We start from the raw sequence: 22,454 nt of genomic DNA on the forward strand, positions 1-22,454 counted from the left end.
GCTTACTTACCAGCCTTTCCGGCCTTGCGACGGACGATCTCGCCTGCGTAGCGGATGCCCTTGCCCTTGTACGGTTCCGGCTTCTTGATCTTGCGGATGTTCGCAGCGGTCTCGCCGACGGCCTGCTTGTCGATGCCGGCGACCGTGATCTTGTTGTTGCCCTCGACCGTGAGCGTGATGCCCGCTGGCGGCTCGACCGTCACCGGGTGCGAGAAGCCCAGCGCGAACTCGATGGACGAGCCCTTCTGAGCGACGCGGTAACCGGTACCGACGATCTCGAGGCCCTTGGAGTAGCCCTGGGTGACGCCGATGATCTGGTTGTTGATCAGCGTGCGGGTCAGGCCGTGCAGCGAACGCGAGGTGCGCTCGTCGTCCGGGCGGGTGACCAGCACCTTGCCCTCATCCAGCTTGACCTGGATGGGCTGGGCCACGGTGAGCGACAGCTCGCCCTTCGGGCCCTTGACGGTCACAGCCTGGCCGTCGACCTTGACGTCGACGCCGGCAGGAATGTCGATGGGGAGTCTTCCGATTCGGGACATCTTGCTACCACACGTAGGCGAGGACTTCCCCGCCGACGCCCTTCTTCTCGGCCTCGCGGTCCGTGAGGAGACCGGAGGAGGTGGACAGGATGGCGACGCCGAGGCCGCCGAGCACACGAGGCAGCTCGGTGGACTTCGCGTAAACGCGCAGTCCCGGCTTGGAGACGCGCTTGATGCCCGCGATCGAACGCTCGCGGTTCGGGCCGAACTTGAGGTCCAGCGTCAGGGTCTGGCCGACCCGTGCGTCGCTGACCTTCCAGCCCGAGATGTATCCCTCGTTCTTGAGGATCTCGGCGATGTTCGCCTTCAGCTTCGAGTTCGGCATCGACACGGTGTCGTGATATGCCGAGTTCGCATTGCGCAGTCTGGTCAGCATGTCTGCGACCGGATCTGTCATGGTCATGGGTTGTTTCCTTCGTTCACCTGGTTTCGCCGGCCTTTACAAGAGCGGCGACCATCGATGGTCTGACGACCGGACGGCCGTCAGTGGGTGGCCGGGCGGACCGGAGTCCGCCCGACCGTCTTCACTCAGTCGTTCGACTTGAACGGGAAGCCGAGCGCCTTGAGCAGCGCGCGACCCTCGTCATCCGTCTCGGCGGTGGTGACGACAGTGATGTCGAAACCGCGCACGCGGTCGATCTTGTCCTGGTTGATCTCGTGGAAGATCGACTGCTCCTGCACGCCGAACGTGTAGTTGCCGTGACCGTCGAACTGGCGGTCCGAGAGACCGCGGAAGTCGCGGATGCGCGGCAGCGCGAGCGACAGGAGGCGGTCCAGGAACTCCCAGGCGCGGTCGCCGCGGAGCGTCACGTGGGCACCGATCGGCTGGCCCTCGCGCAGCTTGAACTGCGCGATGGACTTGCGAGCCTTGGTGACCTGGGGCTTCTGACCCGTGATCTTGGTGAGATCGGCGATCGCACCGTCGATGATCTTGCCGTCGCGAGCGGCGTCACCGACGCCGGTGTTCACGACGACCTTCACGAGGCCGGGAACCTGGTGCACGTTGGAGTAGCCGAACTGCTCCTTGAGCGCCGCGGCGATCTCGTTCTTGTACTTCTGCTTGAGGCGCGGCTGGATCTTGCCAGCCGGCGCAGCAGTTGCGGTGTCGGTCATTACAGGTCCTTACCTGACTTCTTGGCGTAGCGGACGCGCACCGTCTTGGTCACGCCGTCCTTCGTCACCTTCTCCTCGCGGAAACCCACGCGGGTCGGCTTCTTGGTCTCCGGGTCGACCAGAGCCACGTTGGACACGTGGATCGGCGCCTCGTGCGTCTCAAGACCACCGGTCTTGGAGCCGCGCTGGGTCTGACCGACCTTCACGTGCTTCGTGACGTAGTTGATGCCCTCGACCACAACGCGATCCTGCTCGACCAGAACCTCGATGACCTTGCCCTGCTTGCCGCGGTCTCCGCCGCGGGCCTGGCTCGGACCCGAGATGACCTGGACCAGGTCGCCCTTCTTGATGTTCGCCATGGACTAGATCACCTCCGGCGCCAGCGAGATGATCTTCATGAACTTCTTGTCGCGCAGTTCGCGACCGACGGGCCCGAAGATGCGCGTTCCGCGCGGGTCGCCGTCGTTCTTCAAGATCACCGCGGCGTTCTCATCGAACTTGATGTACGAGCCGTCTGCACGGCGCGTCTCCTTCACGGTGCGGACGATGACCGCCTTGACGACATCGCCCTTCTTCACGTTTCCACCGGGGATGGCGTCCTTGACGGTCGCCACGATGGTGTCGCCGAGACCGGCGTACTTGCGCTTCGAACCACCGAGAACGCGGATCGTGAGCAACTCCTTGGCGCCGGTGTTGTCGGCGACCTTGAGTCGGGATTCCTGCTGAATCACTTCTCTAACTCCTTGTCACAAGCAAGCCGACGGCTTACTTGGCCTTCTCGAGGATCTCGACCAGGCGCCAGCGCTTCGTGGCGCTGTACGGACGGGTCTCGTTGATGATCACGAGATCGCCGATGCCTGCGCTGTTGGTCTCGTCGTGCACCTTCACCTTGGTGGTGCGGCGGATGACCTTGCCGTACAGCGGGTGCTTCACGCGGTCTTCGACCTCGACGACGATGGTCTTGTCCATCTTGTCGCTGACGACGTAGCCGCGGCGGGACTTGCGGTATCCGCGGGCGTTGACGTCCTTGACGTCGTGCGCGGCGTGCTCGTGACCGGCCGGAGCGGCGGTCTCAGCCTGTGCCTTGGTGGCAGCCATTACTCCGCCTCCTCCTTCGTCTCGGTCTCGGCCTCAGCGGCCTCGGCCTTCTTGCTGGTCTTCTTAGCAGCCTTGGCGGGAACCTCGACCGCAGCCGGCGTCGCACGGATGCCGAGCTCGCGCTCGCGGATCACCGTGTAGATGCGGGCGATGTCGCGCTTGACGGCGCGGAGACGGCCGTGGCTCTCGAGCTGGCCGGTTGCCGACTGGAAGCGCAGGTTGAACAGCTCTTCCTTGGCCTTCTTCAGTTCATCGACGAGCTTCTCGTCGTCGAAGGTGTCGAGCTCAGCGGGAGCGAGCTCCTTGGATCCGATCGCCATTACGCGTCGCCCTCCTCGCGCTTGATGATGCGTGCCTTGAGGGGCAGCTTGTGGATGGCACGGGTGAGTGCCTCGCGGGCCAGCGTCTCGTTGACGCCGGCGACCTCGAAGAGCACACGGCCCGGCTTGACATTGGCGACCCACCACTCGGGCGAACCCTTACCAGAACCCATGCGGGTTTCGGCCGGCTTCTTCGTGAGCGGACGGTCGGGGTAGATGTTGATCCACACCTTGCCGCCACGCTTGATGTGACGCGTCATGGCGATACGAGCGGACTCGATCTGACGGTTCGTCACGTAAGCGGGGGTCAGGGCCTGGATGCCGAACTCGCCGAAGCTGACCTTCGTGCCACCGGTCGCCTGGCCGCTACGGCCGGGGTGGTGCTGCTTGCGGTGCTTGACTCTGCGGGGAATCAACATGGTTATGCACTGGCTCCTTCTGCCGCGGGGGCCTCGGCCTGAGCGCGGGGCGCACGGCGCGGACGGTCGCTGCGGTCCGGGCGGCCGGACTTGGCGGCGGCCTGCTCGCGAGCGAGTTCCTTGTTGGTGATGTCGCCCTTGTAGATCCAGACCTTCACACCGATGCGGCCGAAGGTGGTCTTGGCCTCGTAGAAGCCGTAGTCGATGTTCGCGCGCAGCGTGTGCAGCGGCACACGACCCTCGCGGTAGAACTCCGACCGGCTCATCTCGGCGCCGCCGAGGCGGCCGGAGACCTGGATACGAACACCCTTGGCGCCGGCGCGCTGGGCGCCCTGCAGGCCCTTGCGCATCGCGCGACGGAATGCCACGCGAGCGCTCAGCTGCTCGGCGATGCCCTGGGCGACGAGCTGCGCATCCGCTTCGGGGTTCTTCACCTCGAGGATGTTCAGCTGGATCTGCTTGCCGGTGAGCTTCTCGAGGTCGGCGCGGATGCGCTCGGCCTCGGCCCCACGGCGACCGATCACGATGCCCGGGCGAGCGGTGTGGATGTCCACACGCACGCGGTCACGGGTGCGCTCGATCTCGATGCGCGAGACGCCGGCACGGTCGAGCTGCGTCTGCAGCAGGCGACGGATCTTGACGTCCTCGGCGATGTAGTCGGCGTAACGCTGACCGGGCTTCGTCGAGTCCGAGAACCAACGCGACACGTGGTCCGTCGTGATGCCCAGACGGAAGCCGTACGGGTTGACCTTCTGACCCATTACTTCGTCCCCTCGTCAGGTGTGGCCAGCACAACGGTGATGTGGCTGGTGCGCTTGTTGATGCGGAACGCGCGGCCCTGTGCGCGGGGCTGGAAACGCTTGAGCGTCGTGCCCTCGTCGACGAAGGCGCGGCTCACGTAGAGGTCCCGCTCGTCCAGGTACTGGTTCGTGGCGTCGGCCTTCACGCGGGCATTCGCGATTGCGGATGCCACGAGCTTGTAGACCGGCTCGCTCGCGCCCTGGGGCGCGAACTTCAGGATGGCCAGGGCCTCCTGAGCCTGCTTGCCGCGGATCAGATCGACGACGCGACGAGCCTTCTGAGGCGTAACGCGGATGTGTCGCACGCGGGCGATCGACTCCACCATTTCTCTCTCCTCCTCTTGTCACCGCGTCAGCGGCGACGACCCTTCTTGTCGTCCTTCACGTGTCCCCGGAAGGTGCGGGTCGGGGCGAACTCCCCGAGCTTGTGGCCGACCATCGTCTCGGTGACGAAGACCGGGATGTGCTTGCGACCGTCGTGCACGGCGATCGTGTGGCCGAGCATGGCCGGCACGATCATCGAACGACGCGACCACGTCTTGATGACGTTCTTGCTGCCGGACTCGTTCGCGCGAACCACCTTGGTAAGCAGGTGCTCGTCGACGAAGGGGCCCTTCTTGAGACTGCGAGGCATCTTCTACTAACTCCTACTTGCGCTTCTTGCCAGCGTTGCGGCGGCGGACGATCAGCTTGTCGCTTTCCTTGTTGGGGTGGCGCGTGCGGCCTTCCTTCTGGCCCCACGGGCTGACCGGGTGGCGACCACCGGAGGTCTTGCCCTCACCACCACCGTGCGGGTGGTCGATCGGGTTCATCGCGACACCGCGCACGGTCGGGCGAACGCCCTTCCAGCGCATGCGTCCGGCCTTGCCCCAGTTGATGTTCGACTGCTCGGCGTTGCCGACCTCGCCGACCGTTGCGCGGCAGCGGATGTCGACGTTGCGGATCTCACCGGACGGCATACGCAGCTGGGCGTAGGGGCCGTCCTTGGCGACGAGGCGAACGGATGCACCGGCGGAACGCGCGATCTTCGCGCCCCCGCCCGGCTTCAACTCGATCGCGTGGATCACGGTACCGGTCGGGATGTTGCGCAGCGGCAGGTTGTTGCCGGGCTTGATGTCGGCGTTCGGACCCGACTCCACGATGTCGCCCTGCTTGAGCTTGTCGGGAGCGACGATGTAGCGCTTGGTGCCGTCCACGAAGTGCAGAAGCGCGATGCGCGCCGTGCGGTTCGGGTCGTACTCGATGTGCGCGACCTTGGCGTTGACGCCGTCCTTGTCATTGCGACGGAAGTCGATGACGCGGTACTGGCGCTTGTGGCCACCACCGATGTGACGGGTCGTGATGCGGCCCTGGTTGTTGCGTCCACCGGTCTTCGACAGCGGCTTGAGCAGCGACTTCTCGGGCGTCGATCGGGTGATCTCGGCGAAGTCGGCCACGGAGGAGCCACGGCGACCGGGGGTCGTCGGCTTGTACTTGCGAATAGCCATAGTTGTTCCCTTGCTCCTTAGCCGACAGCCGTGAAGATGTCGATGGAACCGGACTTGAGGGTGACGATGGCGCGCTTGGTGTCCTTGCGCTTGCCGGTGCCGAACTTGGTGCGGCGCGTCTTGCCCTGACGGTTCAGAGTGTTGACCGATGCGACCTCGACCTTGAAGATCTTCTCGATCGCGAGCTTGATCTCGGTCTTGTTCGAGCGGGGGTCGACGAGGAACGTGTACTTGCCCTCGTCGATGAGCGAGTAGCTCTTCTCGGACACGACCGGAGCGATGATGATGTCGCGCGGGTCCTTGTTCGTGGCCATTACGCGTTCACCTCTTCCTTCTTCGTCTTGCTTGCGACGAAGGAGTCGAAAGCAGCCTTGGTGAAGACGATGTCGTCGGAGACGAGCACGTCGTAGGCGTTGAGCTGGTCGAACGCGATGGTGTGGACCGTCGGGAGGTTGCGGACGCTCTTCAGGCCGTTCTCGTCTGCGCGGTCGGTGACGACCAGCACGTGCTTCGAGGTGGCGACGGAGCTCAGCAGCGCGACGGCATCCTTCGTCGACGGCGCGTCGCCGGCGATGAGGGTCTCCACCACGTGGATGCGCTCACCGCGAGCGCGGTCGCTGAGCGAGCCCAGCAGCGCAGCGGCGATCATCTTCTTGGGGGTGCGCTGCGCGTAGTCGCGCGGGGTCGGGCCGTGGACGATGCCACCGCCGGTCATCTGCGGGGCGCGGATGGAACCCTGACGGGCGCGGCCGGTGCCCTTCTGCTTGAACGGCTTGCGGCCGGCGCCGGAGACCTCTCCGCGGTTCTTGGTCTTGTGGGTGCCCTGGCGTGCGGCGGCGAGCTGCGCCACGACGACCTGGTGGATCAGCGGGACGTTCACCTGAACGTCGAAGATCTCCGCGGGCAGCTCGACGGAACCGGACTTCTTGCCGGCGGCGTCGAAAACGTCGATCGAGGTAGCCATGTGACTACGCTCCCTTCACTGCGTTGCGGACGAAGACGATGCGACCGCGTGCGCCGGGAACCGCGCCCTTGACGAGCAGCAGGCCCTTGCCGGCATCCACGGAGTGCACCGTGAGGTTCAGCACCGTGACGCGCTCGGCACCCATGCGACCGGCCATGCGCATGCCCTTGAAGACACGGCTGGGCGTCGAGGACGCGCCGATCGAACCCGGCTTGCGGTGGTTGCGGTGCGAACCGTGCGAAGCGGAGACGCCCTTGAAGTTGTGGCGCTTCATGACACCGGCGGTGCCCTTACCCTTCGAGGTTCCGACGACGTCGACCTTCTGGCCGGCCTCGAACGTTGCCTCGACGGTGAGCTCCTGGCCGGCCTCGTACGAGCCGGCATCCGCGGTGCGGATCTCGGTGAGGTGACGGCGCGGCGTGACGCCCGCCTTCTCGAAGTGACCGGTGGCCGGCTTGTTCACCTTGCGCGGGTCGATGGCACCCGTGGCGATCTGCACAGCGTTGTAGCCGTCGACCTCGGGGGTGCGCACCTGGGTGACCACGTTCGGGGTGATCTCGACGACGGTCACGGGGATGAGCTTGTTGTTCTCGTCCCACACCTGGGTCATGCCGAGCTTCTTGCCGAGCAGACCCTTGACGGTCTTGGTCTCAGTATTGGACATGGCTCGACCCCTACAGCTTGATCTCGATGTTGACGTCGGCCGGCAGGTCGAGGCGCATGAGCGAGTCGACGGCCTTCGGCGTCGGGTCGATGATGTCGATCAGCCGCTTGTGCGTGCGCATCTCGAAGTGCTCACGGCTGTCCTTGTACTTGTGGGGCGAACGGATGACGCACACCACGTTCTTCTCGGTGGGGAGCGGCACCGGCCCGACGACCTGAGCGCCGGCACGGGTCACCGTGTCGACGATCTTGCGCGCCGAGGTGTCGATGACCTCGTGGTCATACGACTTAAGCCGGATGCGGATCTTCTGTCCCGCCATATCTGACTCTCTCTCTACTGTTCAGGCGTCGTACGGCAGTCAGAGCCGCATTGGACGCGTCGCGTGTCAACGCTCTTGGGCGTCGGCGTGATGCCGCACCACTGTTCTTCTGTCAAAGGCGAGTTGCATGCTCGGCTCTCGCCGGCATCCCCCGCCTCTCACCGACCCCCGCGCTCGGGCGTGTCGCCGTCGCGGGCACATGGATAGACCATGGGCTTCGGGTGTCGATTAAGCTGTGTCCTTCTGCCCGCGGCCTAGCCTGAACTCCACCGACGCGATCCGAACCTTCGGATCTGTCCACTCGAAGCGGCTATGCACTACCTGGCAGTGATTCGATGAACCGTGCGCAAGGCGCGCAGCACCGAAATGTTGAACCCCAAAAGTTTGCCAGATTTCAGGGGTACTTGCAACTCGGGCGTGTCGCGCTCGCGTTCGGCCGTGAAGCGGGCGCTTGTCGATGCCGAGCGCCGATTCTCCATGAGGGCGTCGGCCGGTCGAGAACGGCTCGCGACCCGTCGCTGTCTACCTCTCTTATAGGGGCGGCTCCTTTTGGGGGCGGCGTTCAGTGACCACGTTCTCCGTGCTCGGGAGCTGGCCCCCATCCATCCAGACGTGCTGGCCGAGCGACTGCCGCTTCCTCCCGTCGAGTCAACGCGGACTTCACTAGCGGTCTCGACCCGCCAAGCCGCCGGTACGCAAGCCGTCACGCCCGCAACGAAAGCGGGCGGGTGGTAGACGACTCGGTCGAGCCATCTCCTTCTGACACGCGGAACCAGCACCCGTCGGTCGTGCACGCACTCCCAACTCCCTTACTCTTTGCAGGGCCCCACCTGAGGGCCCGGTATTCTATTGAGCGGTCGGAACGCCAGCGGGAGACAATGTGACATTTCGTCAAGCTCTGAGCGCCATCTGGCAACGGCGGATTCTGATCATCGCGGTGATCGTGCTCGCGGTGGCCGTGGCGGCGGTCTTCCTTGCGCGCCAGACGCCGGTCTACGTCTCGTCGATCACCCTGCGGACGAGTTCTCTCGCCGCCAGCGCGTCGGCCAGCGGGCAGATCGGCACCGCGAACGTCGACTTCGACCCGGGGAGCATCTCCTCTCCCGAGGTGCTCGATGCGGCGGCCAAGGCGGCTGGCGAGCCGGCAGGATCCGCAGATTCCTGGGCGGTCGGATTCTCGCTGAACCAGGGCTCGAACCTCAGCCAGGCGAAGACCATCACCATCACGGCCAGTGGCAGCACGGCCCAGGAAGCTCAGAAACACGCCGCTGCCGTCGCCACCGCCTACAACTCGTATCTCAAGGATCAGACGGCGAAGGCGAAGACCGCGGCAGAGGCCCAGGTGGCCAAGTGGACAACGACCGCGGAGGCCTATCAGGCGCAGGTGAACGCCAGTCCCAACAACTCGATCGCGCAGTCCAATCTCGCCAATGCGATCGCATCGCTGTCGAGCGCGAACGGCGTCGTGGACAAGATCAACAACGCGGGGCCGCCGCTGACGGTCACGAGTGCGGCAACGATCGGCGCGTTCAAGGGAACGAGCCCTCTGGTGGCATTCGGGGCTGCTCTCGCGGCGGGACTCGTGGCGGGCATCGGCATCGCGCTCATCTGGGACGCGTTCGACGACAGACTCCGCGGCGAGGAAGAGATCGAGGAGCTGACAGAGGTTCCGCCCCTCGGCGAGCTCAGCCTCGACAGGCGCATGCAGCGCAAGGGCGACTGGCTGCCCGCGGCCGGCCGCAAGCGCACGGCGCTCAACGAAGGGCTGCGTGCTCTTCGAACCACCCTGCAGGTGCTGCTGCCAACCGGAAACGACGTCGTCGTCTTCACGAGCGTCGAGCCGGGTGACGGCAAGACGTTCATCTCCTCGAACCTCGCCCTCGCGTGGGCGCGTACCGGCAAGCGCGTGGTGCTCGTAGGAGGCGATCTGCGCAACCCGAGCCTCGACCTCTACTTCGGGGAAGTGGCGACGGGTCCCGGGCTCACCGAGTTGCTGCAGTCGGCCGCCACCCGCGGCTCGTCCCCCACCGCGGAGACCATCGCGCGCAGGCTGCAGCCGACCAAGTTCCGCGGGCTCAGCGTGCTTCCGGCAGGATCCGAGCCTTGGGATCCCGCCGATCTCCTGGCGATGCAGGCGCTCGGCGACATCATCGCGTCGCTGCGCCACATGTGCGACATCGTGGTGATCGACTCGCCACCGTCGTTCGCCCTCGTCGATGCCAGCCTGCTCGCCGCGCACGCCGACGGGGCCGTAGTCGTGGCATCTGTCGGGCGAACGCGGCGCAAGCGCCTCGTCGAGACCGTGCACGCGCTGGGCGGCAACGGCATCACCGTTCTCGGCATCGTCGCGAACCGGTCGCGGCGGCGAATTCCGAAGTCGTATTCGGCCTACTACGGGACCAGCTCGTCCACTCGCCGTCGTTCGGTGCAGCTCAAGCGTCGCGACGAAGCCCGCCCCGCCGCTGAGACGGACGAGGCGAACGAGTTCGACGACTACGCGTCTCGCGAGCCGGAAGTCCCGGTCCCCGACGCCGCGCGAAATGCCGGCAAGACCGGACAGGATCGCGGGAAGGCACCGGCTCATCCGGCCGATGACGTCTCCTCTTCCGGCTCGGCAGAGGACGAGAAGGTCTGATCGTGCAGGGCACGCCGTACGCCCACGAGGGAGACGGCACCGTTGCGAGACGATCCACGGGCATCCTGTTCGTCTGCACCGCCAATCAGTGCCGCTCGGTGATGGCAGAGGCGGTGGCGAGGCGCCGGTTCGCCGGTATGCCGTTCGTCTTCGACTCGGCCGGCCTCATCGAGGGCGGCCGACCGATGCCGCCCGTTGGTGTCCAGGTCGCCGGCGAGTGGGGCTTCGACCTCGCCTCGCACGTCAGCAAACGCGCGGATACCCGTCGTCTCCGCGGCTGGGACGTGATCCTCACGATGACCAGGGAGCACGTGCGCGAGCTCGTCGCCGCCGACCCTGAACTGTGGCCGCGCGTGTTCACGCTCCCGCAGTTCGTGCGCTGGCTGGACGATCACCGCCCCCGCAGGCACGTCCTGCTCGGCGAATGGATCGACATGGTGGGCGCCGACCGTCCTCGCTCGGAGATGATCGGTTCCAGCGCGCAGGACGACATCGAGGATCCCGTCGATGAGCCTGCGGAGGCGTGGCGAGACCTGGTGGCAGAGCTGACCAGAGAGATCGACAGGATCGCGCGGCGTCTTACAACGCCATCCAGTCCCTGATGTTCTCGCCGAACCGCGCGCCGTCGAACTGGGCGGCGCGAGCCCGGCACGCTGCCGGGTCCATCGTCAGAGCGAGCTCGACGGCGCGCCGCAGCTCGGCGGCATCCGTCGACCGGAACAGCGCACCCGTCTCGCCGTCGACGACGGTCTCGGACGCACCGCCGATGGCATTGCCGACGACGGGTGTTCCGGCGGCCATCGCCTCGACCGGCATGATGCCGAAGTCCTCGATGGCAGCGAAGACATAGACGGACGCTCGTCGGTAGAGGGCCCGCATGACGGCATCCGACGGTCTGTGCAGGAAGGTGACCCGTCCCGGGTGCTCGTCCGCCAAGGCTGCCAGGCGCGCGCGTTCTGGTCCGTCTCCAGCGATCACCACCGGCAGGTCGGCTGCGACCCCGGCGGTGATCGCGACGTCCACGCGCTTGTACGGCACGAATCGGGAAGCGCCGAACACGAATCCCTCCGGCAGCGACTCGACCTGCCGCAGTTCCTGGTCGGTGAGTTCGTCGTCGCTGCCGGGGAATGCCGCAACATCGACCGGTGGGTTGATCACGGCGCTCTCGCGGTCCCAGCAGCGCTCGATGCGCTCGGCGATGAAGTGACTGACCGCTGCGACCTTCAGCGGCTCTGCGGCCCGTTTGCGATCGAGAACGCGCAACGGACCGGCAGCGGTCCTGGCCATCAGGCCTTGCCCGCGCTCGTCGATGTCCGGTTCCCAGATCGACCGGCCGGGACTGTACGTGTAGACGTACTTCGGCACATCCCGAGCCGCGCCACGCAGCCTGGCGTGGTGGGCGAAGAGATGCGTCGCGACGAGCATCCAGTCGGCGTCGAAGGCTGGCAGCGACCTCCACCATGGAAGGAGAAGCGGCATCGCGGCCGCCTTGTGCCTGCGCAGAGGCGTGCCTGCCAGCCAGCTCTGCGTCACGCGTCCCGGTCCGTAGCGGCCGGCGACATCGTCCCATGGACACACGATGGGAGCGTCGGGAAACTCGTCGGCAAGTGCATCGGCGACCCGCTCGCCGCCGCCGACCGACTCGAGCCACTCATGCACGATCACGCCGCTCATGCGCCCACCCCCGGTGACACGCGCTCCCGTGCGACCGAATCGACGACCTCCGAGAAGGCGGCGACGCGATCGCCCCAATCGGGCACGACCACGTGGTCTCCCGACTGACGCCACTCGACCAGGTCGTTGGCGACAGTCTCGGGGAAGTCATCGGCGGACACGACGGTGACCCCCGTCACGTCGCGGAATCCCGCAACCGGTGTGCTCACGATCGGCCGACCAACCGCAAGGTACTCGTACAGCTTGATCGGATCGAGGCTCTCGGTGAATTCGGTCACCACGTGGGCGACCAGAAGGACGTTGGCGTGGCGCAGGAAGCCGGGCACGTCGTCCCTGTGACGTGGTCCGAGGACGACGAGTCCCTGCTGCGCCGCCAGTCGCTCCCGGTTGCGGGCCGACAGCGCATTCGGACCCAGCAGCACCACCGTTCCGCCCACCGCATGTGCCGCCTCCGCCGTGCGCATCACCAGGTCGACATCGAGCCGATCCTCATGCAGCGTTCCGACGTACAGCGCGACGGGCCCGCTCGGAAGGTCGGCCGGGCGCGGACGATCGATACGGTAGCGGGCCACATCGACGGCGTTCGGGATGAGGTGCACGTCTCTGATCGATCCTTTCGTGGTGGCAAGCGCCGGCGAGCAGACCACGACGGCCTCACTGCGTTCCAGCAGAAGGCCATCACCGGCAACGATGCGGGCGTGTTCGCGATTGCCGCGATCCGCCAGCACCCAGTCGTCCGTGACGTCGTACAGCACCGGCCAGCCGATCACCTCGAGGAGAGCCGCCGCCCTCGGGTCGTTGACCCAGAGCACTCCGGAGGTCCAGCCGAGCTTCTTCACCGCTCGCCGAACGCTGCGCACGAGCAAGGCGTCGGCAGCAGGGCCCGCCAGACGGGGAAGCGCCTTGGTCGGCTGGTACAGCGTGAGTCGGCCGCCGTAGCCGCCGACGCGGAGGCCTCGACCTCGACGAGGGACACGAGCGTTCACCACGTCGTACAGGGGATCCGTCGGGGGCTCGACGAACAGCACTTCGGTGTCGTCGTCGGATGCGAGCAGACCGTCGACCAGGTACTGGTTGCGGCGCCACACCCCGTCCCACGTCTCGAGCGAGATCACCACGATCCGGCGGTTCATCGCAGCGCCTCTCCTCCGCTTCGACCCTCGCGGATGCACGGCGCAACAGGGCGACCGACCGAGTGATCGGCGCCCGCTGTCAGGTGGTTCATGGCAACTCCGGTGCCGTTTCGACTGGCGGTGCCGTGACGTCGGCGGGGACCACGGGTGGTGTCAACGGCGAGATCCCGTGCCGGAGGCGCTGATCGGCGAGGTCGTGCGCGACCATGCGAGTGACGAGATCGTCGAACCCGACCTCTCGTCGCCAGCCGAGCACCTGCTCCGCCTTGGACGAGTCGCCGAGCAGGTTGTCGACCTCAGCCGCTCGCGTCAGTGCCGGATCGAAGGTGACGTAGGGACGCCAGTCGCCAACGCCGATCTTCGCGAACGCTGTGGCCAGGAAGTCCTCGATGGAGTGCGCCTCGCCGGTGGCCAGAACGAAGTCGTCCGGCTCATGGTGCTGCATCATCATCCAGATGCCGCGCACGTAGTCGCCCGCGTAGCCCCAGTCGCGCTTCGGCCACAGGACGCCGAGGTTGATCGTGTCCTGGAGTCCGAGGTGGATGCGTGCGACGGCTCTGGTGATCTTGCGGGTCACGAACTCGGTGCCGCGGCGTTCGCCCTCGTGGTTGAACAGCACGCCGCACACCACGAACATGCCGTAGCTCTCGCGGTAGTTCTTCGCGATCCAGTGGCCGTACAGCTTGGCGACCCCGTAGGGGCTGCGCGGATGGAACTGCGATTGCTCGTTGTACCCGGATCCGGGCATCGAGTAGTCCATGCCGCCGAACATCTCCGACGTCGACGCCTGGTAGATCTTGGTGCGCTCTGCGCGTCCTGAGAGTCGAACGGCCTCGAGAACATTGAGCACGCCCTTGCCGGTGACCTCCATGGTCAGGGTCGGGTGGTTGAACGAGTAGCCGACGTGGCTGATGGCAGCGAAATTGTAGAGCTCGTCCGGCGACGACGTCTCGACCGCCCGCACCAGAGACGTGGGATCTGTTACGTCTCCCTCGAGCAGCTCGACGAAGGGCAGGTCGCGTTCGACGTCGTCCCTACGTGGATTGTGCTGCCCGCGGATCAGGCCGAAGACGCGGTATCCCTTTTCGTGCAGCAGCGAGGCGAGGTGACCGCCGTCCTGACCCGTGATGCCCGTGATCAGAGCGGTCCTGCGTGAGCCGTCCATGCTGTGTCCCTCCGTCGTGCTCGGATTGCACGGCGTCGCAATCAACGGTACTGATCGGTTTCAGGATCGATAGTCCCCAACAAGGGGACGGTCGATCCGGTCACCCGGCACAGCTCGGACAGGGTGGCCGCTGTCTGCGCCGCCACCGTGAACTCTGCACGCTGGCGGTCGCGAAGCGCCCGACCGTAGGCGAGACGACGGGACGGATCGTCGATGAGCGACGACATCAGCCGCCCTGCGGCGTCGGCGTCGCCGATCGGGAACAACGCCGCGTCGGCGGCGCCGCCAACGGTCTCCAGATGGCCGCCACCTGCTGCCGCCACAACGGGAACGCCATACGACATCGCTTCCAGCACCGTGAGACCGAGACCCTCTCGCGGTGTCGGGGCCAGGAGCAGGGATGCACGCGACAACCATGCGCCGACGTCACTCTGGAACCCGACGAAGTCGATCGACTCGGTGACGCCGAGCGCAGCAGCGAGGTCGCGCAGTCGCGGCTCCTCCGCCCCCTCACCGGCGATCACCAGCCGCCATCCCTCGCGCTTCGGCGTGGCAGCCCATGCACGGATGCCGACGTCGGTGCACTTCTCGGCCTCGAGCCGCTGCAGCATGAGAACGATCGGCTCGCGAGCCTCCTCGTTCACATCCGCGACGTCCGGGACCCCGGTGTGGACGACGACGCTGTCCCCCTCGATGTCGTCGGCGACGAATCGCGAGATCGCGATCTGGCCGGAGACTCGCTTCGCCACGATCTTCCCGACGAGACGATGCAGCGGACTTCCACCGCGCCGAGCGGCGAAATGCCGCGTGCTCACGACCGGAGCACGTCCGCGGCCGACGGCAGCGGCACCCGCGAAGTCCGCCAGCGTCATGTGCGTGTCGATCACGTCGGCGTCGTCGATGCGCCGGATCGCAGCGATCGCCGAACGCACGGTTCCGCCAGGGTGCCACGCGATCCCCGCACGCTCCAACGCGGGACGCATGGTCGAAGGGCCGCCACCGATCACCGTGACCGTGCATCCAGCCTCGCGCAGCGCGAGAGCGGACTGCAGCACGTAGCGTTCGACTCCCGCGAAGGCCTCGGAACAGACAACGTGCACGACGTGCAGTCCCGCCTCCCCCCGTGACGCCGAGCGGCGCGGGCCGACGGCCCCCGTCTCGACGGCGACGGGCCCCAGCCGGAACATCGCGGCACGCCGTCTGGCCGCTGCTCCACGCTCGCCGGGAAGCACAGCACCCCGCACCGCGGCACCGAGGAACGTCCCGGCGCGATAAACCTGCCATCCTGTAGTCCCATAGTGCTTGCGGAGGTACTTCTCCGCGCTTCCGAAGAAATGGCGCTCCCTGGCACGTGGATCGCCGCCGGTGCCCGCGCCCTCGTGCGTCGCCTCCACATCGGCGACCGCGATATCCCAGCCGCCGGCCCGCGCCCTGTATTGCCAGTCCGTCTCCTCCGCGTAGAGGAAGAAGCGCTCGTCGAGACGGCCGACGTCGTCCAACGCGGCTCTGTTCAGCATGAGCGCCGAGCCGATCGCGAAGCCGTGCGCTCTGCGAAGGGAGCCGAGTCCGATCGCCTCGATCCACGCCCCGGCCGGGCTCGGGAACGGCCACCAGACGCGAACCGACCGGCCCGTCTCCGGCTCCGTCTGCGTCGCGCCGACGGCGGCCGTGCGCGGCGAAGCGTGCAGCAGCTCGCGCATGCGCGCGATTCCCGCCTGGCCGATCCTGGCGTCCGGATTCAGGAGGAGGACGTCGCGTTCGCGGTCGCCCGAACGGTCGAGCTCGTCGAGCCCGAGGTTGACCCCGCCCGCGAATCCACGATTGCGTCCGGCGTCGATGTAGCGCGCACCGTGCCGCTCCGCCACCGCCCGCGTCTCCGGCGACGACGAGTTGTCGACGACCAGGACCGGCAGCGCATCGCCGAGTTCGACGAGGCATCCCTCCAGGGGATCGGGTGACCCATAGGCGACGATGAGCACCTGCGGCTCGGCACGGTTGTCCTCCTCGTCGGGCCGGCCGGCCTGCTGGATTCCGAGGATCGACTCGTACATCTCGCGCTGCATGCGCGACACGTTCTCCCAGGTGAACCGGGTCGAGCGTTCCAATCCCCGACGCCGGTGCTCGCACCACGCCTCTGGCGCCAGCACCCCGTCGATCGCTGCGGCAAGGGCTGCGGGATCGCCGGGCGGCACGAGCACTCCCGCGTCCCCGACGACATCGGGAATCGCACCTGAGGCGCTGGCGACGATCGGCACACCGGATGCCATGGCCTCGACGGCGACCCGACAGAACTGCTCGAGCCAGTTCGGCCGTGGCAACGAGGGAACCACCACCACGTCCAGCTCCCGGTAGCGGTCCGCGAGCTCCTTGCCGTTGGCGAATCCGAGGAACTCGACGCGATCGGCGATGCCGAGGTTCTTGGCCAACGACTCCAGCTCGCCCCGGTGCGGGCCATCCCCCGTGAGGCGCAGGTGCCAGTCCTCGTGCTCGACGGCGGCCCGCAGCAGAACATCGACGCCCTTGTGCTCCTCGAGACGTCCGACGTAACCGACGGTTTTCACGCCGGCGCCGGGAGGGCGACGGTCCGCAGGCTCGAAGACCCGCACGTCGACTCCGAGCGGGATGTCGACGGCGGGACCGGCCAGGCCCTTGTCGGTGAGGATCTCCCCGGCCTCCGTATTGCAGACGTACGCGGCCGCCGCACCCCGAAGCGCATGACGCTCGATCCACCGGAACGGCACCGGGTACCGTTTGCGGATGTTCTGAGCCGAGTACAGAACATACGGCGCCTTGCTGCCGCGAAGGCGACGGATGAGCAGCACCTCGGCCGTGGCGAGCGCATTCGGCTCTTCGTGGAGGTCGATCAGATCGGGTCGTCGTCCGATCGCCCGCCAGATCGGACGCGGGTCGAAGGCGAACACGCTCGGATGCCTGCCGATCGTCGCGGCGCCTACGACGAAGTCGTCGTCCTCGACGTCGAGTCGCACATCGCGGCCGCCCTCGTTCCAGACCTTCGACGAGACGAGTTCGACGTCGACGCCCTGGTCGCGCAATTCCCGCTCACGCTGTCGCCATGCGGATACGACGGCGTGGTGGGCGATCCTCAGAACCTGCATCGGGAGTCCACTTCACGGTTTCGGCGACGATTCGTCTCACGATAACCATGTCCGTCCTCGCCGATCAGTCCCCAGAACGGGACACGGAGGGGCGGCCTCGACTAGACGGCCGTTCCCGACCGCACGGACCGCGAGCGTGGCGCGACCGACCGCGGGAACCTGCGCTTGCGTCGATCAGGCGGCAGCTCCCAGGACAGCGGCTCCCCTCGCGCCCGGCGGGCATCGTCCATCGCCTTCGCGCCGTAGCAGATTCCCGCCACGATCCAGAGCAGTGACGCCTGCCCCGCGACCCAATAGAGGTCGAACTGGGCTTGGGTGAATCGTGTGGCGACGACCGCGAAGCCCACGGTGCCGTACACCGGATCCATCTTCCACAGGTACCAGCCGGCGACCGCGAACATGACGAAGAAGCCGATCAGCCCGAACACGCCGACCGTCGTCAGCACTTCGAGCTCGGCGTTCGGCGGCTGGAACGCCTGGTACTGGCCGGCGAACCGGTCGGTGTACCACCACCGCATGCCAACGCCGAAGACGGGAGACGTGAGCCAGATCTGCACCGACTGCGTGTACCAGTCCACGCGCTGGTGGGCCGAGTTGAACTGATTGTCGGACTGCAGCTGGGCCGTGAGCGCGCTCAGCACCCAGACGATGCCGGGAATGGCGGCCAACCAGACGATGCGCACTCGGCGACCGGTCTGCGGCCTCGCCCTGATGCTCACGATCAGAATGCCGACGATCGCCCCGATGAGGCCCTGCCTGGACTGCGCGGCCACGACGCCCAGCGAGCACACGATGACGGCAGCCCACGACCATCCAGGGGACCACCTGAGCCAGATCGGACGAGCGAAAGCGATGACGGCGGCGATGGCGAGCATGCCTCCCGTCGTGTTCTTGTTCAGGTCGCCGAGGAAGACGGGGGCGAACTCGCCGGTCTGAGCGAACGTGGTCAACGACACGTAGATCACGGCGATCCCGATGCCGCTGCACGCCAGCAGGTAGATGGTCAGGGCCATCCGCGCTCGGTTCTCTCGTCCGATCACGAAGCCGACGATGAGGCTGCCGAGGATGAGGAAGACTTCGTGCACCCACTCCGTGATGTTCGCGGTGTACGGGTTCACCAACTGCGTGGGGATGGCGGTTGCCAGGTAGAAGATCCCCGCCCAGACGAGAGGCATGAGCACCACAGCACCACGCCCGCGCAGCATCAGCAGTGACACGACGGATGCCAGTGCGAGCACGACATCGGAAATGCTGAGCGCGCCGCCCACCCTGGTGAGCACGAGCGTCGCGGGAACGGCGAGCACCGGAACGATCGTCGGATCGCGGACCATGACACCGGCCAGGAGGACCACGACACCGACGACGAGGGCGATGAGCGAGCTGTTCACGCTCAGCACGCCCAGGCTCACGCCGACGACCACTGCCAGGGTGGCGACAGCGACGACGACCGGCGTCACTCCGCCTGCCCTCACCCTCGCACGCTCCATGGAGACATGCTAAGTGAGCGGGCCACGCCGGAATCGGGCGGCGGCGACGTGGATCGGCACTTCCTTACGTCCCCGGTCCTCAGGCAGCGGCCACTGCGAACGGTGGTCATGGCCTGCCGGCCATCGCCCGTTCCACGACCGTGTCGAATCGGGCCCTGACGCTGGTCCACGTGTTCGCCCGAGCATGCTCGAGGCCCGCGGAAACCAGGCGACGACGAAGATTCTCGTCGTCGGCCAGCGATGTGATCGCCTCGGCAAGAGCCGCTGGATCGTCGGGAGGGACGAGCAGACCGGCAGACCCCGCCGCCTCCGGGATCCCGCCGATGTCACTCGCGATGACTGCGGCGCCGGACGCCATCCCCTCCAGAACCGTGAGAGCGAACGGGTCGAGCCACCGCGACGGAACGACGACCACGTCCGCCTCGCGGAGCAAGTCCGCGATCTCCCGTCTCGGCGAGAACGGCCGCATGGTCACCCGGTCCCCCAGCGGCTCGGCGAGACGTCGCAGCGACCGTTCGTATGCGCTCAGCGGAGCTTCGGCCGAGAAGCCCGAGGTGCCGACGATCGTTGCGCGAACGTCTGTGCGCTGGAGCCTGCACAGAGCCTCGAGAAGGACGTCCGGTCCTTTCTCGGGTATCACTCTGCCGACGAACACCACGCGAAGTTCATCTCGCCGCTCGAGGTCGTCGCGAGGACGGAACAGGCCGGTGTCGATTCCGTTGTGCACGACGGCGATGCGCTCTCGCAGTTCCGCGGGCAGCGAGTCGGACATCTGATCGGCAAGGGCCGCGCTCACGCAGACGATCGCCCCGACGCGTCCGAGCACCCTGCGCGACTCCCGCTGCGAATACGTGTGAAGCAGGTCGTTGTGCGCATAGAGCACGGGGAGGTGCCTGTCGGCGTCGATGTCGGGCACCAGCTGCACCGCGTTGTGGGCGATGATGACCGACGGATCCCAGGCTCGTTGGTCCCGAACGGTCGCAGCGTACTCACGGCGGGCCATGACCCGTGGCAGAGCGATCCTCGACATGGCGGCATCCAGATAGCGATCGGCCCGGTGATGGCGCACGCTCCGGTACTCGATCACCTCCGCCGTGTCATATCGGTCGGCGTACGTCCCGCGCGCCACGAGCACGGCAGGACGGAGAGCATCCGGCGGCGTCGCCGCCGCGAGTCCATCGACCACCGTGGGAATGGCACTGCCGGTGCGTGGAGAGAAATGATCGCCGGGAGTGATGACATGCAGCTGTCGGCGTTCCATCCGTCCTCCCCACAATCTGCGACACCGCCCGGCGATGATGAGATCGTCTCATGCTCGGCGGTTCTCCAGCCTCCGGACGCCCGATCTGGGGGTACACGGCCCCGCGGCGTGCAGGAAGGCTGCTGGTAGCATCAAGGCGGCCTCTGACCGGCCGTCTTGCATCACACAAGCGGGAGCGATGCCGAACATGCGCGACACCGCGATCACCGTCGAGAACCTGACGAAGACGTACCGGATCGTCGACGGATCGGCGCGCGCGAACCGGATCACCGACGCGATGATCGAGCGGATGCGGCATCCGCTGCGTCGCGCCACCTACACCGACTTCTCCGCCGTCGACGACGTATCGTTCGACATCCCGTGGGGCGAGGCCGTCGGCATCGTCGGCCGGAACGGTGCCGGAAAGAGCACGCTGCTGAAGCTGCTGACGCGCGTTGCGGCACCGACCAGCGGACTCATCGATCTCGGCGGCCGGGTCGGCAGTCTGCTCGAGGTGGGAACGGGCTTCCACCCCGAGCTCACCGGCAGGGAGAACATCTACCTCAACGGCTCACTGCTCGGCATGAGCCGCAAGGAGATCAAGCGGCGCTTCGACGACATCGTGGAGTTCTCGGGCGTCGAGAAGTTCCTCGACACCCAGGTCAAGCGGTTCTCCTCCGGCATGTACGTGCGGCTCGCGTTCTCGGTCGCCGCCCACCTCGAGACCGAGATCCTCGCCATCGACGAAGTGCTCGCGGTCGGCGACGCCGAGTTCCAGGCGAAGTCCCTCGCGATGATGCGCGACGTGGCGCGGAGCGGCCGCACCGTGCTCTACGTGAGCCACCAGGCGCAGACGGTCACCTCGCTCTGCACCTCTGCGATGTTCCTCGAGCGCGGCCGCCTGTCGTACTACGGAAGCGTGGACGGTGCGCTCGAGCAGTACCGCAGCACGTTCGAGTCGTTCCAGACCGAGCAGCGCGACGCGGCGAGACGACCCGGCACCGGTGCCCTTCGGTTCACCAGAGCGGCAGTCGTCGATCAGTCGCAGGACCCGACGGATGACACGGTCATCGAGTTCGAGGTCGGCACCAATCCCAGGCTGATCGGCAAATACTTCGTGTCGTGCCACATCAATGACGCGAACGGCAACGTCATCGTGCAGTGCGACTCCCGCCTCACCGGCGCCTGGTTCGATCCGGCCGAACCGCAGCGAGGGGCACTCCGGATCAAGTCGCTGTGGTTCAGGCCAGGGCGCTACACCGTCGATCTCTTCGTGTGCCAGGCGGGCGTCCTGGATTCCTGGGAGGCCGCAGACTCCTTCGAGGTGCTGCCGGCGTCTCCGTACCCCGAGCTCACCTCCGACGAGGCGATGCAGCACGGAGTGGTCCTTGCCGACTTCGACTACGAGATCGACTCATGACCCGCACGATCATCAGACCGCCCGGCCGCTTCAACATTCCGCCGTGGCGCGAATTCTGGGAGGCGCGCGAGGTCCTGTACCGGTTCGGCGTCAGGGACATCGTGCTGCGCTACCGCCAGACCGCGATCGGAGTGGCCTGGGTCGTTCTGCAGCCGATCGCCTCTGCCGGCATCTTCGCGGTGATCTTCGGGCAGGTTGCGAAGCTCCCGTCCGGCGGCGTTCCGTACTTCCTGTTCAGCTTCGCCGGCATGCTGGCGTGGACCGCGTTCAACAGCGTCGTCAGTCGCGCATCGGGGTCGCTCGTCTCCAACCAGGCGCTCGTGTCGAAGGTGTTCTTCCCGCGCCTTCTCGTGCCGTTGTCGAGCATCATCTCCGTGCTCATCGACTTCGCGGTCGCCTTCGTCATGCTCATCGTGCTGCTCTTCATCTACGGCGTGAATCCCGGATGGCCGATCGTCTTGACGCCGGTGTGGCTGGTCATCACGCTGATGCTGGCGTGCGGTCTCGGCGTTGCCGCCTCCGCGATCACGGTCAAGTACCGCGACGTGGCGTACATCCTGCCGTGGGTGCTGCAGATCCTCCTCTACGCGACCCCCATCGCCTACTCCCTTTCGGCCGTGCCCGCGAATCTGCGCTGGCTCTTCGAGCTGAATCCGCTGACCTGGCTGATGGAGACGGTGCGCTGGTCGCTGCTAGGGCAGCCGGTGCCGGCAGCCTGGGAACTGATCGCCCTGCCGGTGAGCGCGGTGGTCGTCCTCTTCGCGGGGGTGCTCGTCTTCCAGCGTTACGAACGCGGCTTCGCCGACATCATCTGAGCCGTTGAAGGTCGGCCCCGCGTTCTTGCGGACCTGGTCATCACCG

Annotated in this window: 26 protein-coding genes; 4 read left to right on the plus strand and 22 right to left on the minus strand. The window is 66.7% G+C overall.

Annotated elements, in window-relative coordinates; all coding sequences use genetic code 11:
* Positions 1-2: 2 nt before the first annotated feature.
* The 16 genes from rplF to rpsJ all read right to left on the minus strand — a co-directional run bounded on the left by rplF (position 3) and on the right by rpsJ (position 7,723).
* Entirely contained in the window at positions 3-539 is a 537-nt protein-coding gene (gene rplF / locus HII28_RS08110; RefSeq protein ID WP_170024932.1) for a 50S ribosomal protein L6, read from the minus strand.
* Positions 540-543: 4 nt separating this feature from the next.
* Positions 544-942 (minus strand): 30S ribosomal protein S8, encoded by a 399-nt coding sequence (gene rpsH, locus HII28_RS08115; protein WP_170024933.1) that lies wholly within the window; start codon positions 940-942, stop codon positions 544-546.
* A gap of 125 nt (positions 943-1,067) precedes the next feature.
* Positions 1,068-1,652, minus strand: a complete 585-nt coding sequence (rplE, locus tag HII28_RS08120) for a 50S ribosomal protein L5 (protein ID WP_170024934.1) — start codon at positions 1,650-1,652, stop codon at positions 1,068-1,070.
* Positions 1,652-2,011 carry a 50S ribosomal protein L24 gene (rplX, locus tag HII28_RS08125; protein ID WP_170024935.1) on the minus strand — a complete coding sequence of 120 codons (360 nt, stop codon included), beginning with the start codon at positions 2,009-2,011 and terminating at the stop codon, positions 1,652-1,654. The genes rplE and rplX overlap by 1 nt, the downstream gene beginning before the upstream one ends.
* Positions 2,012-2,014: 3 nt before the next feature.
* Entirely contained in the window at positions 2,015-2,383 is a 369-nt protein-coding gene (rplN, locus tag HII28_RS08130) for a 50S ribosomal protein L14 (RefSeq protein WP_170024936.1), read from the minus strand.
* Positions 2,384-2,417: 34 nt separating this feature from the next.
* Positions 2,418-2,750 (minus strand): 30S ribosomal protein S17, encoded by a 333-nt coding sequence (gene rpsQ / locus HII28_RS19885; protein WP_205864603.1) that lies wholly within the window; start codon positions 2,748-2,750, stop codon positions 2,418-2,420.
* Positions 2,750-3,070 (minus strand): 50S ribosomal protein L29, encoded by a 321-nt coding sequence (gene rpmC, locus HII28_RS20480; RefSeq protein ID WP_170024937.1) that lies wholly within the window; start codon positions 3,068-3,070, stop codon positions 2,750-2,752. Before rpmC ends, rpsQ begins: the two co-directional genes overlap by 1 nt.
* The gene (gene rplP, locus HII28_RS08145) at positions 3,070-3,489 is read right to left on the minus strand and encodes a 50S ribosomal protein L16 (RefSeq protein WP_170024938.1); all 420 of its coding nucleotides are present in this window, start codon (positions 3,487-3,489) and stop codon (positions 3,070-3,072) included. Before rplP ends, rpmC begins: the two co-directional genes overlap by 1 nt.
* A gap of 2 nt (positions 3,490-3,491) precedes the next feature.
* Positions 3,492-4,250 (minus strand): 30S ribosomal protein S3, encoded by a 759-nt coding sequence (gene rpsC, locus HII28_RS08150; protein ID WP_170024939.1) that lies wholly within the window; start codon positions 4,248-4,250, stop codon positions 3,492-3,494.
* Positions 4,250-4,615, minus strand: a complete 366-nt coding sequence (gene rplV / locus HII28_RS08155) for a 50S ribosomal protein L22 (protein ID WP_170024940.1) — start codon at positions 4,613-4,615, stop codon at positions 4,250-4,252. Before rplV ends, rpsC begins: the two co-directional genes overlap by 1 nt.
* Before the next feature lie 26 nt (positions 4,616-4,641).
* The gene (gene rpsS, locus HII28_RS08160) at positions 4,642-4,923 is read right to left on the minus strand and encodes a 30S ribosomal protein S19 (protein ID WP_022900930.1); all 282 of its coding nucleotides are present in this window, start codon (positions 4,921-4,923) and stop codon (positions 4,642-4,644) included.
* 13 nt (positions 4,924-4,936) lie between these two features.
* The gene (gene rplB, locus HII28_RS08165; protein ID WP_170024941.1) at positions 4,937-5,776 is read right to left on the minus strand and encodes a 50S ribosomal protein L2; all 840 of its coding nucleotides are present in this window, start codon (positions 5,774-5,776) and stop codon (positions 4,937-4,939) included.
* Between the two features lie 17 nt (positions 5,777-5,793).
* Positions 5,794-6,090 (minus strand): 50S ribosomal protein L23, encoded by a 297-nt coding sequence (gene rplW, locus HII28_RS08170; protein ID WP_170024942.1) that lies wholly within the window; start codon positions 6,088-6,090, stop codon positions 5,794-5,796.
* Positions 6,090-6,740: a 50S ribosomal protein L4 gene (rplD, locus tag HII28_RS08175; protein ID WP_170024943.1), complete on the minus strand. Its 651-nt coding sequence runs from the start codon at positions 6,738-6,740 to the stop codon at positions 6,090-6,092. The genes rplW and rplD overlap by 1 nt, the downstream gene beginning before the upstream one ends.
* Positions 6,741-6,744: 4 nt before the next feature.
* Positions 6,745-7,404 carry a 50S ribosomal protein L3 gene (gene rplC, locus HII28_RS08180; protein WP_170024944.1) on the minus strand — a complete coding sequence of 220 codons (660 nt, stop codon included), beginning with the start codon at positions 7,402-7,404 and terminating at the stop codon, positions 6,745-6,747.
* A 10-nt stretch (positions 7,405-7,414) separates the two neighbouring features.
* Positions 7,415-7,723 (minus strand): 30S ribosomal protein S10, encoded by a 309-nt coding sequence (gene rpsJ / locus HII28_RS08185; protein ID WP_022900935.1) that lies wholly within the window; start codon positions 7,721-7,723, stop codon positions 7,415-7,417.
* 880 nt (positions 7,724-8,603) lie between these two features.
* On the opposite strand from rpsJ, the gene HII28_RS08190 reads away from it, so the two are divergent.
* Positions 8,604-10,358 (plus strand): CpsD/CapB family tyrosine-protein kinase, encoded by a 1,755-nt coding sequence (locus tag HII28_RS08190; RefSeq protein WP_170024945.1) that lies wholly within the window; start codon positions 8,604-8,606, stop codon positions 10,356-10,358.
* 2 nt (positions 10,359-10,360) lie between these two features.
* On the plus strand, positions 10,361-10,960 hold the full coding sequence (locus HII28_RS08195) for a hypothetical protein (RefSeq protein WP_170024946.1): 600 nt from the start codon (positions 10,361-10,363) through the stop codon (positions 10,958-10,960).
* On the opposite strand, the gene HII28_RS08200 is transcribed toward HII28_RS08195, so the two are convergent.
* The 6 genes from HII28_RS08200 to HII28_RS08225 form a co-directional block, all read right to left on the minus strand.
* Positions 10,938-12,032 carry a glycosyltransferase gene (locus HII28_RS08200; RefSeq protein ID WP_170024947.1) on the minus strand — a complete coding sequence of 365 codons (1,095 nt, stop codon included), beginning with the start codon at positions 12,030-12,032 and terminating at the stop codon, positions 10,938-10,940. The genes HII28_RS08195 and HII28_RS08200 overlap by 23 nt on opposite strands.
* Positions 12,029-13,165: a glycosyltransferase gene (locus HII28_RS08205; protein ID WP_170024948.1), complete on the minus strand. Its 1,137-nt coding sequence runs from the start codon at positions 13,163-13,165 to the stop codon at positions 12,029-12,031. Before HII28_RS08205 ends, HII28_RS08200 begins: the two co-directional genes overlap by 4 nt.
* 88 nt (positions 13,166-13,253) lie before the next feature.
* Entirely contained in the window at positions 13,254-14,330 is a 1,077-nt protein-coding gene (locus HII28_RS08210; protein ID WP_170024949.1) for a GDP-mannose 4,6-dehydratase, read from the minus strand.
* Positions 14,331-14,371: 41 nt separating this feature from the next.
* Positions 14,372-17,446: a glycosyltransferase gene (locus HII28_RS08215; RefSeq protein WP_170024950.1), complete on the minus strand. Its 3,075-nt coding sequence runs from the start codon at positions 17,444-17,446 to the stop codon at positions 14,372-14,374.
* Positions 17,447-17,547: 101 nt separating this feature from the next.
* Positions 17,548-18,933 (minus strand): O-antigen ligase family protein, encoded by a 1,386-nt coding sequence (locus HII28_RS08220; protein WP_170024951.1) that lies wholly within the window; start codon positions 18,931-18,933, stop codon positions 17,548-17,550.
* Between the two features lie 106 nt (positions 18,934-19,039).
* Positions 19,040-20,194 (minus strand): glycosyltransferase family 4 protein, encoded by a 1,155-nt coding sequence (locus tag HII28_RS08225; protein WP_170024952.1) that lies wholly within the window; start codon positions 20,192-20,194, stop codon positions 19,040-19,042.
* Between the two features lie 187 nt (positions 20,195-20,381).
* Between HII28_RS08225 and HII28_RS08230 the strand changes: the two genes are divergently transcribed.
* Positions 20,382-21,593: an ABC transporter ATP-binding protein gene (locus HII28_RS08230; protein WP_170024953.1), complete on the plus strand. Its 1,212-nt coding sequence runs from the start codon at positions 20,382-20,384 to the stop codon at positions 21,591-21,593.
* Positions 21,590-22,408: an ABC transporter permease gene (locus HII28_RS08235; RefSeq protein WP_170024954.1), complete on the plus strand. Its 819-nt coding sequence runs from the start codon at positions 21,590-21,592 to the stop codon at positions 22,406-22,408. The genes HII28_RS08230 and HII28_RS08235 overlap by 4 nt, the downstream gene beginning before the upstream one ends.
* Positions 22,409-22,454: the final 46 nt, after the last annotated feature.

Source organism: Planctomonas sp. JC2975 (assembly GCF_012985205.1).
GTDB lineage: Bacteria > Actinomycetota > Actinomycetes > Actinomycetales > Microbacteriaceae > Humibacter.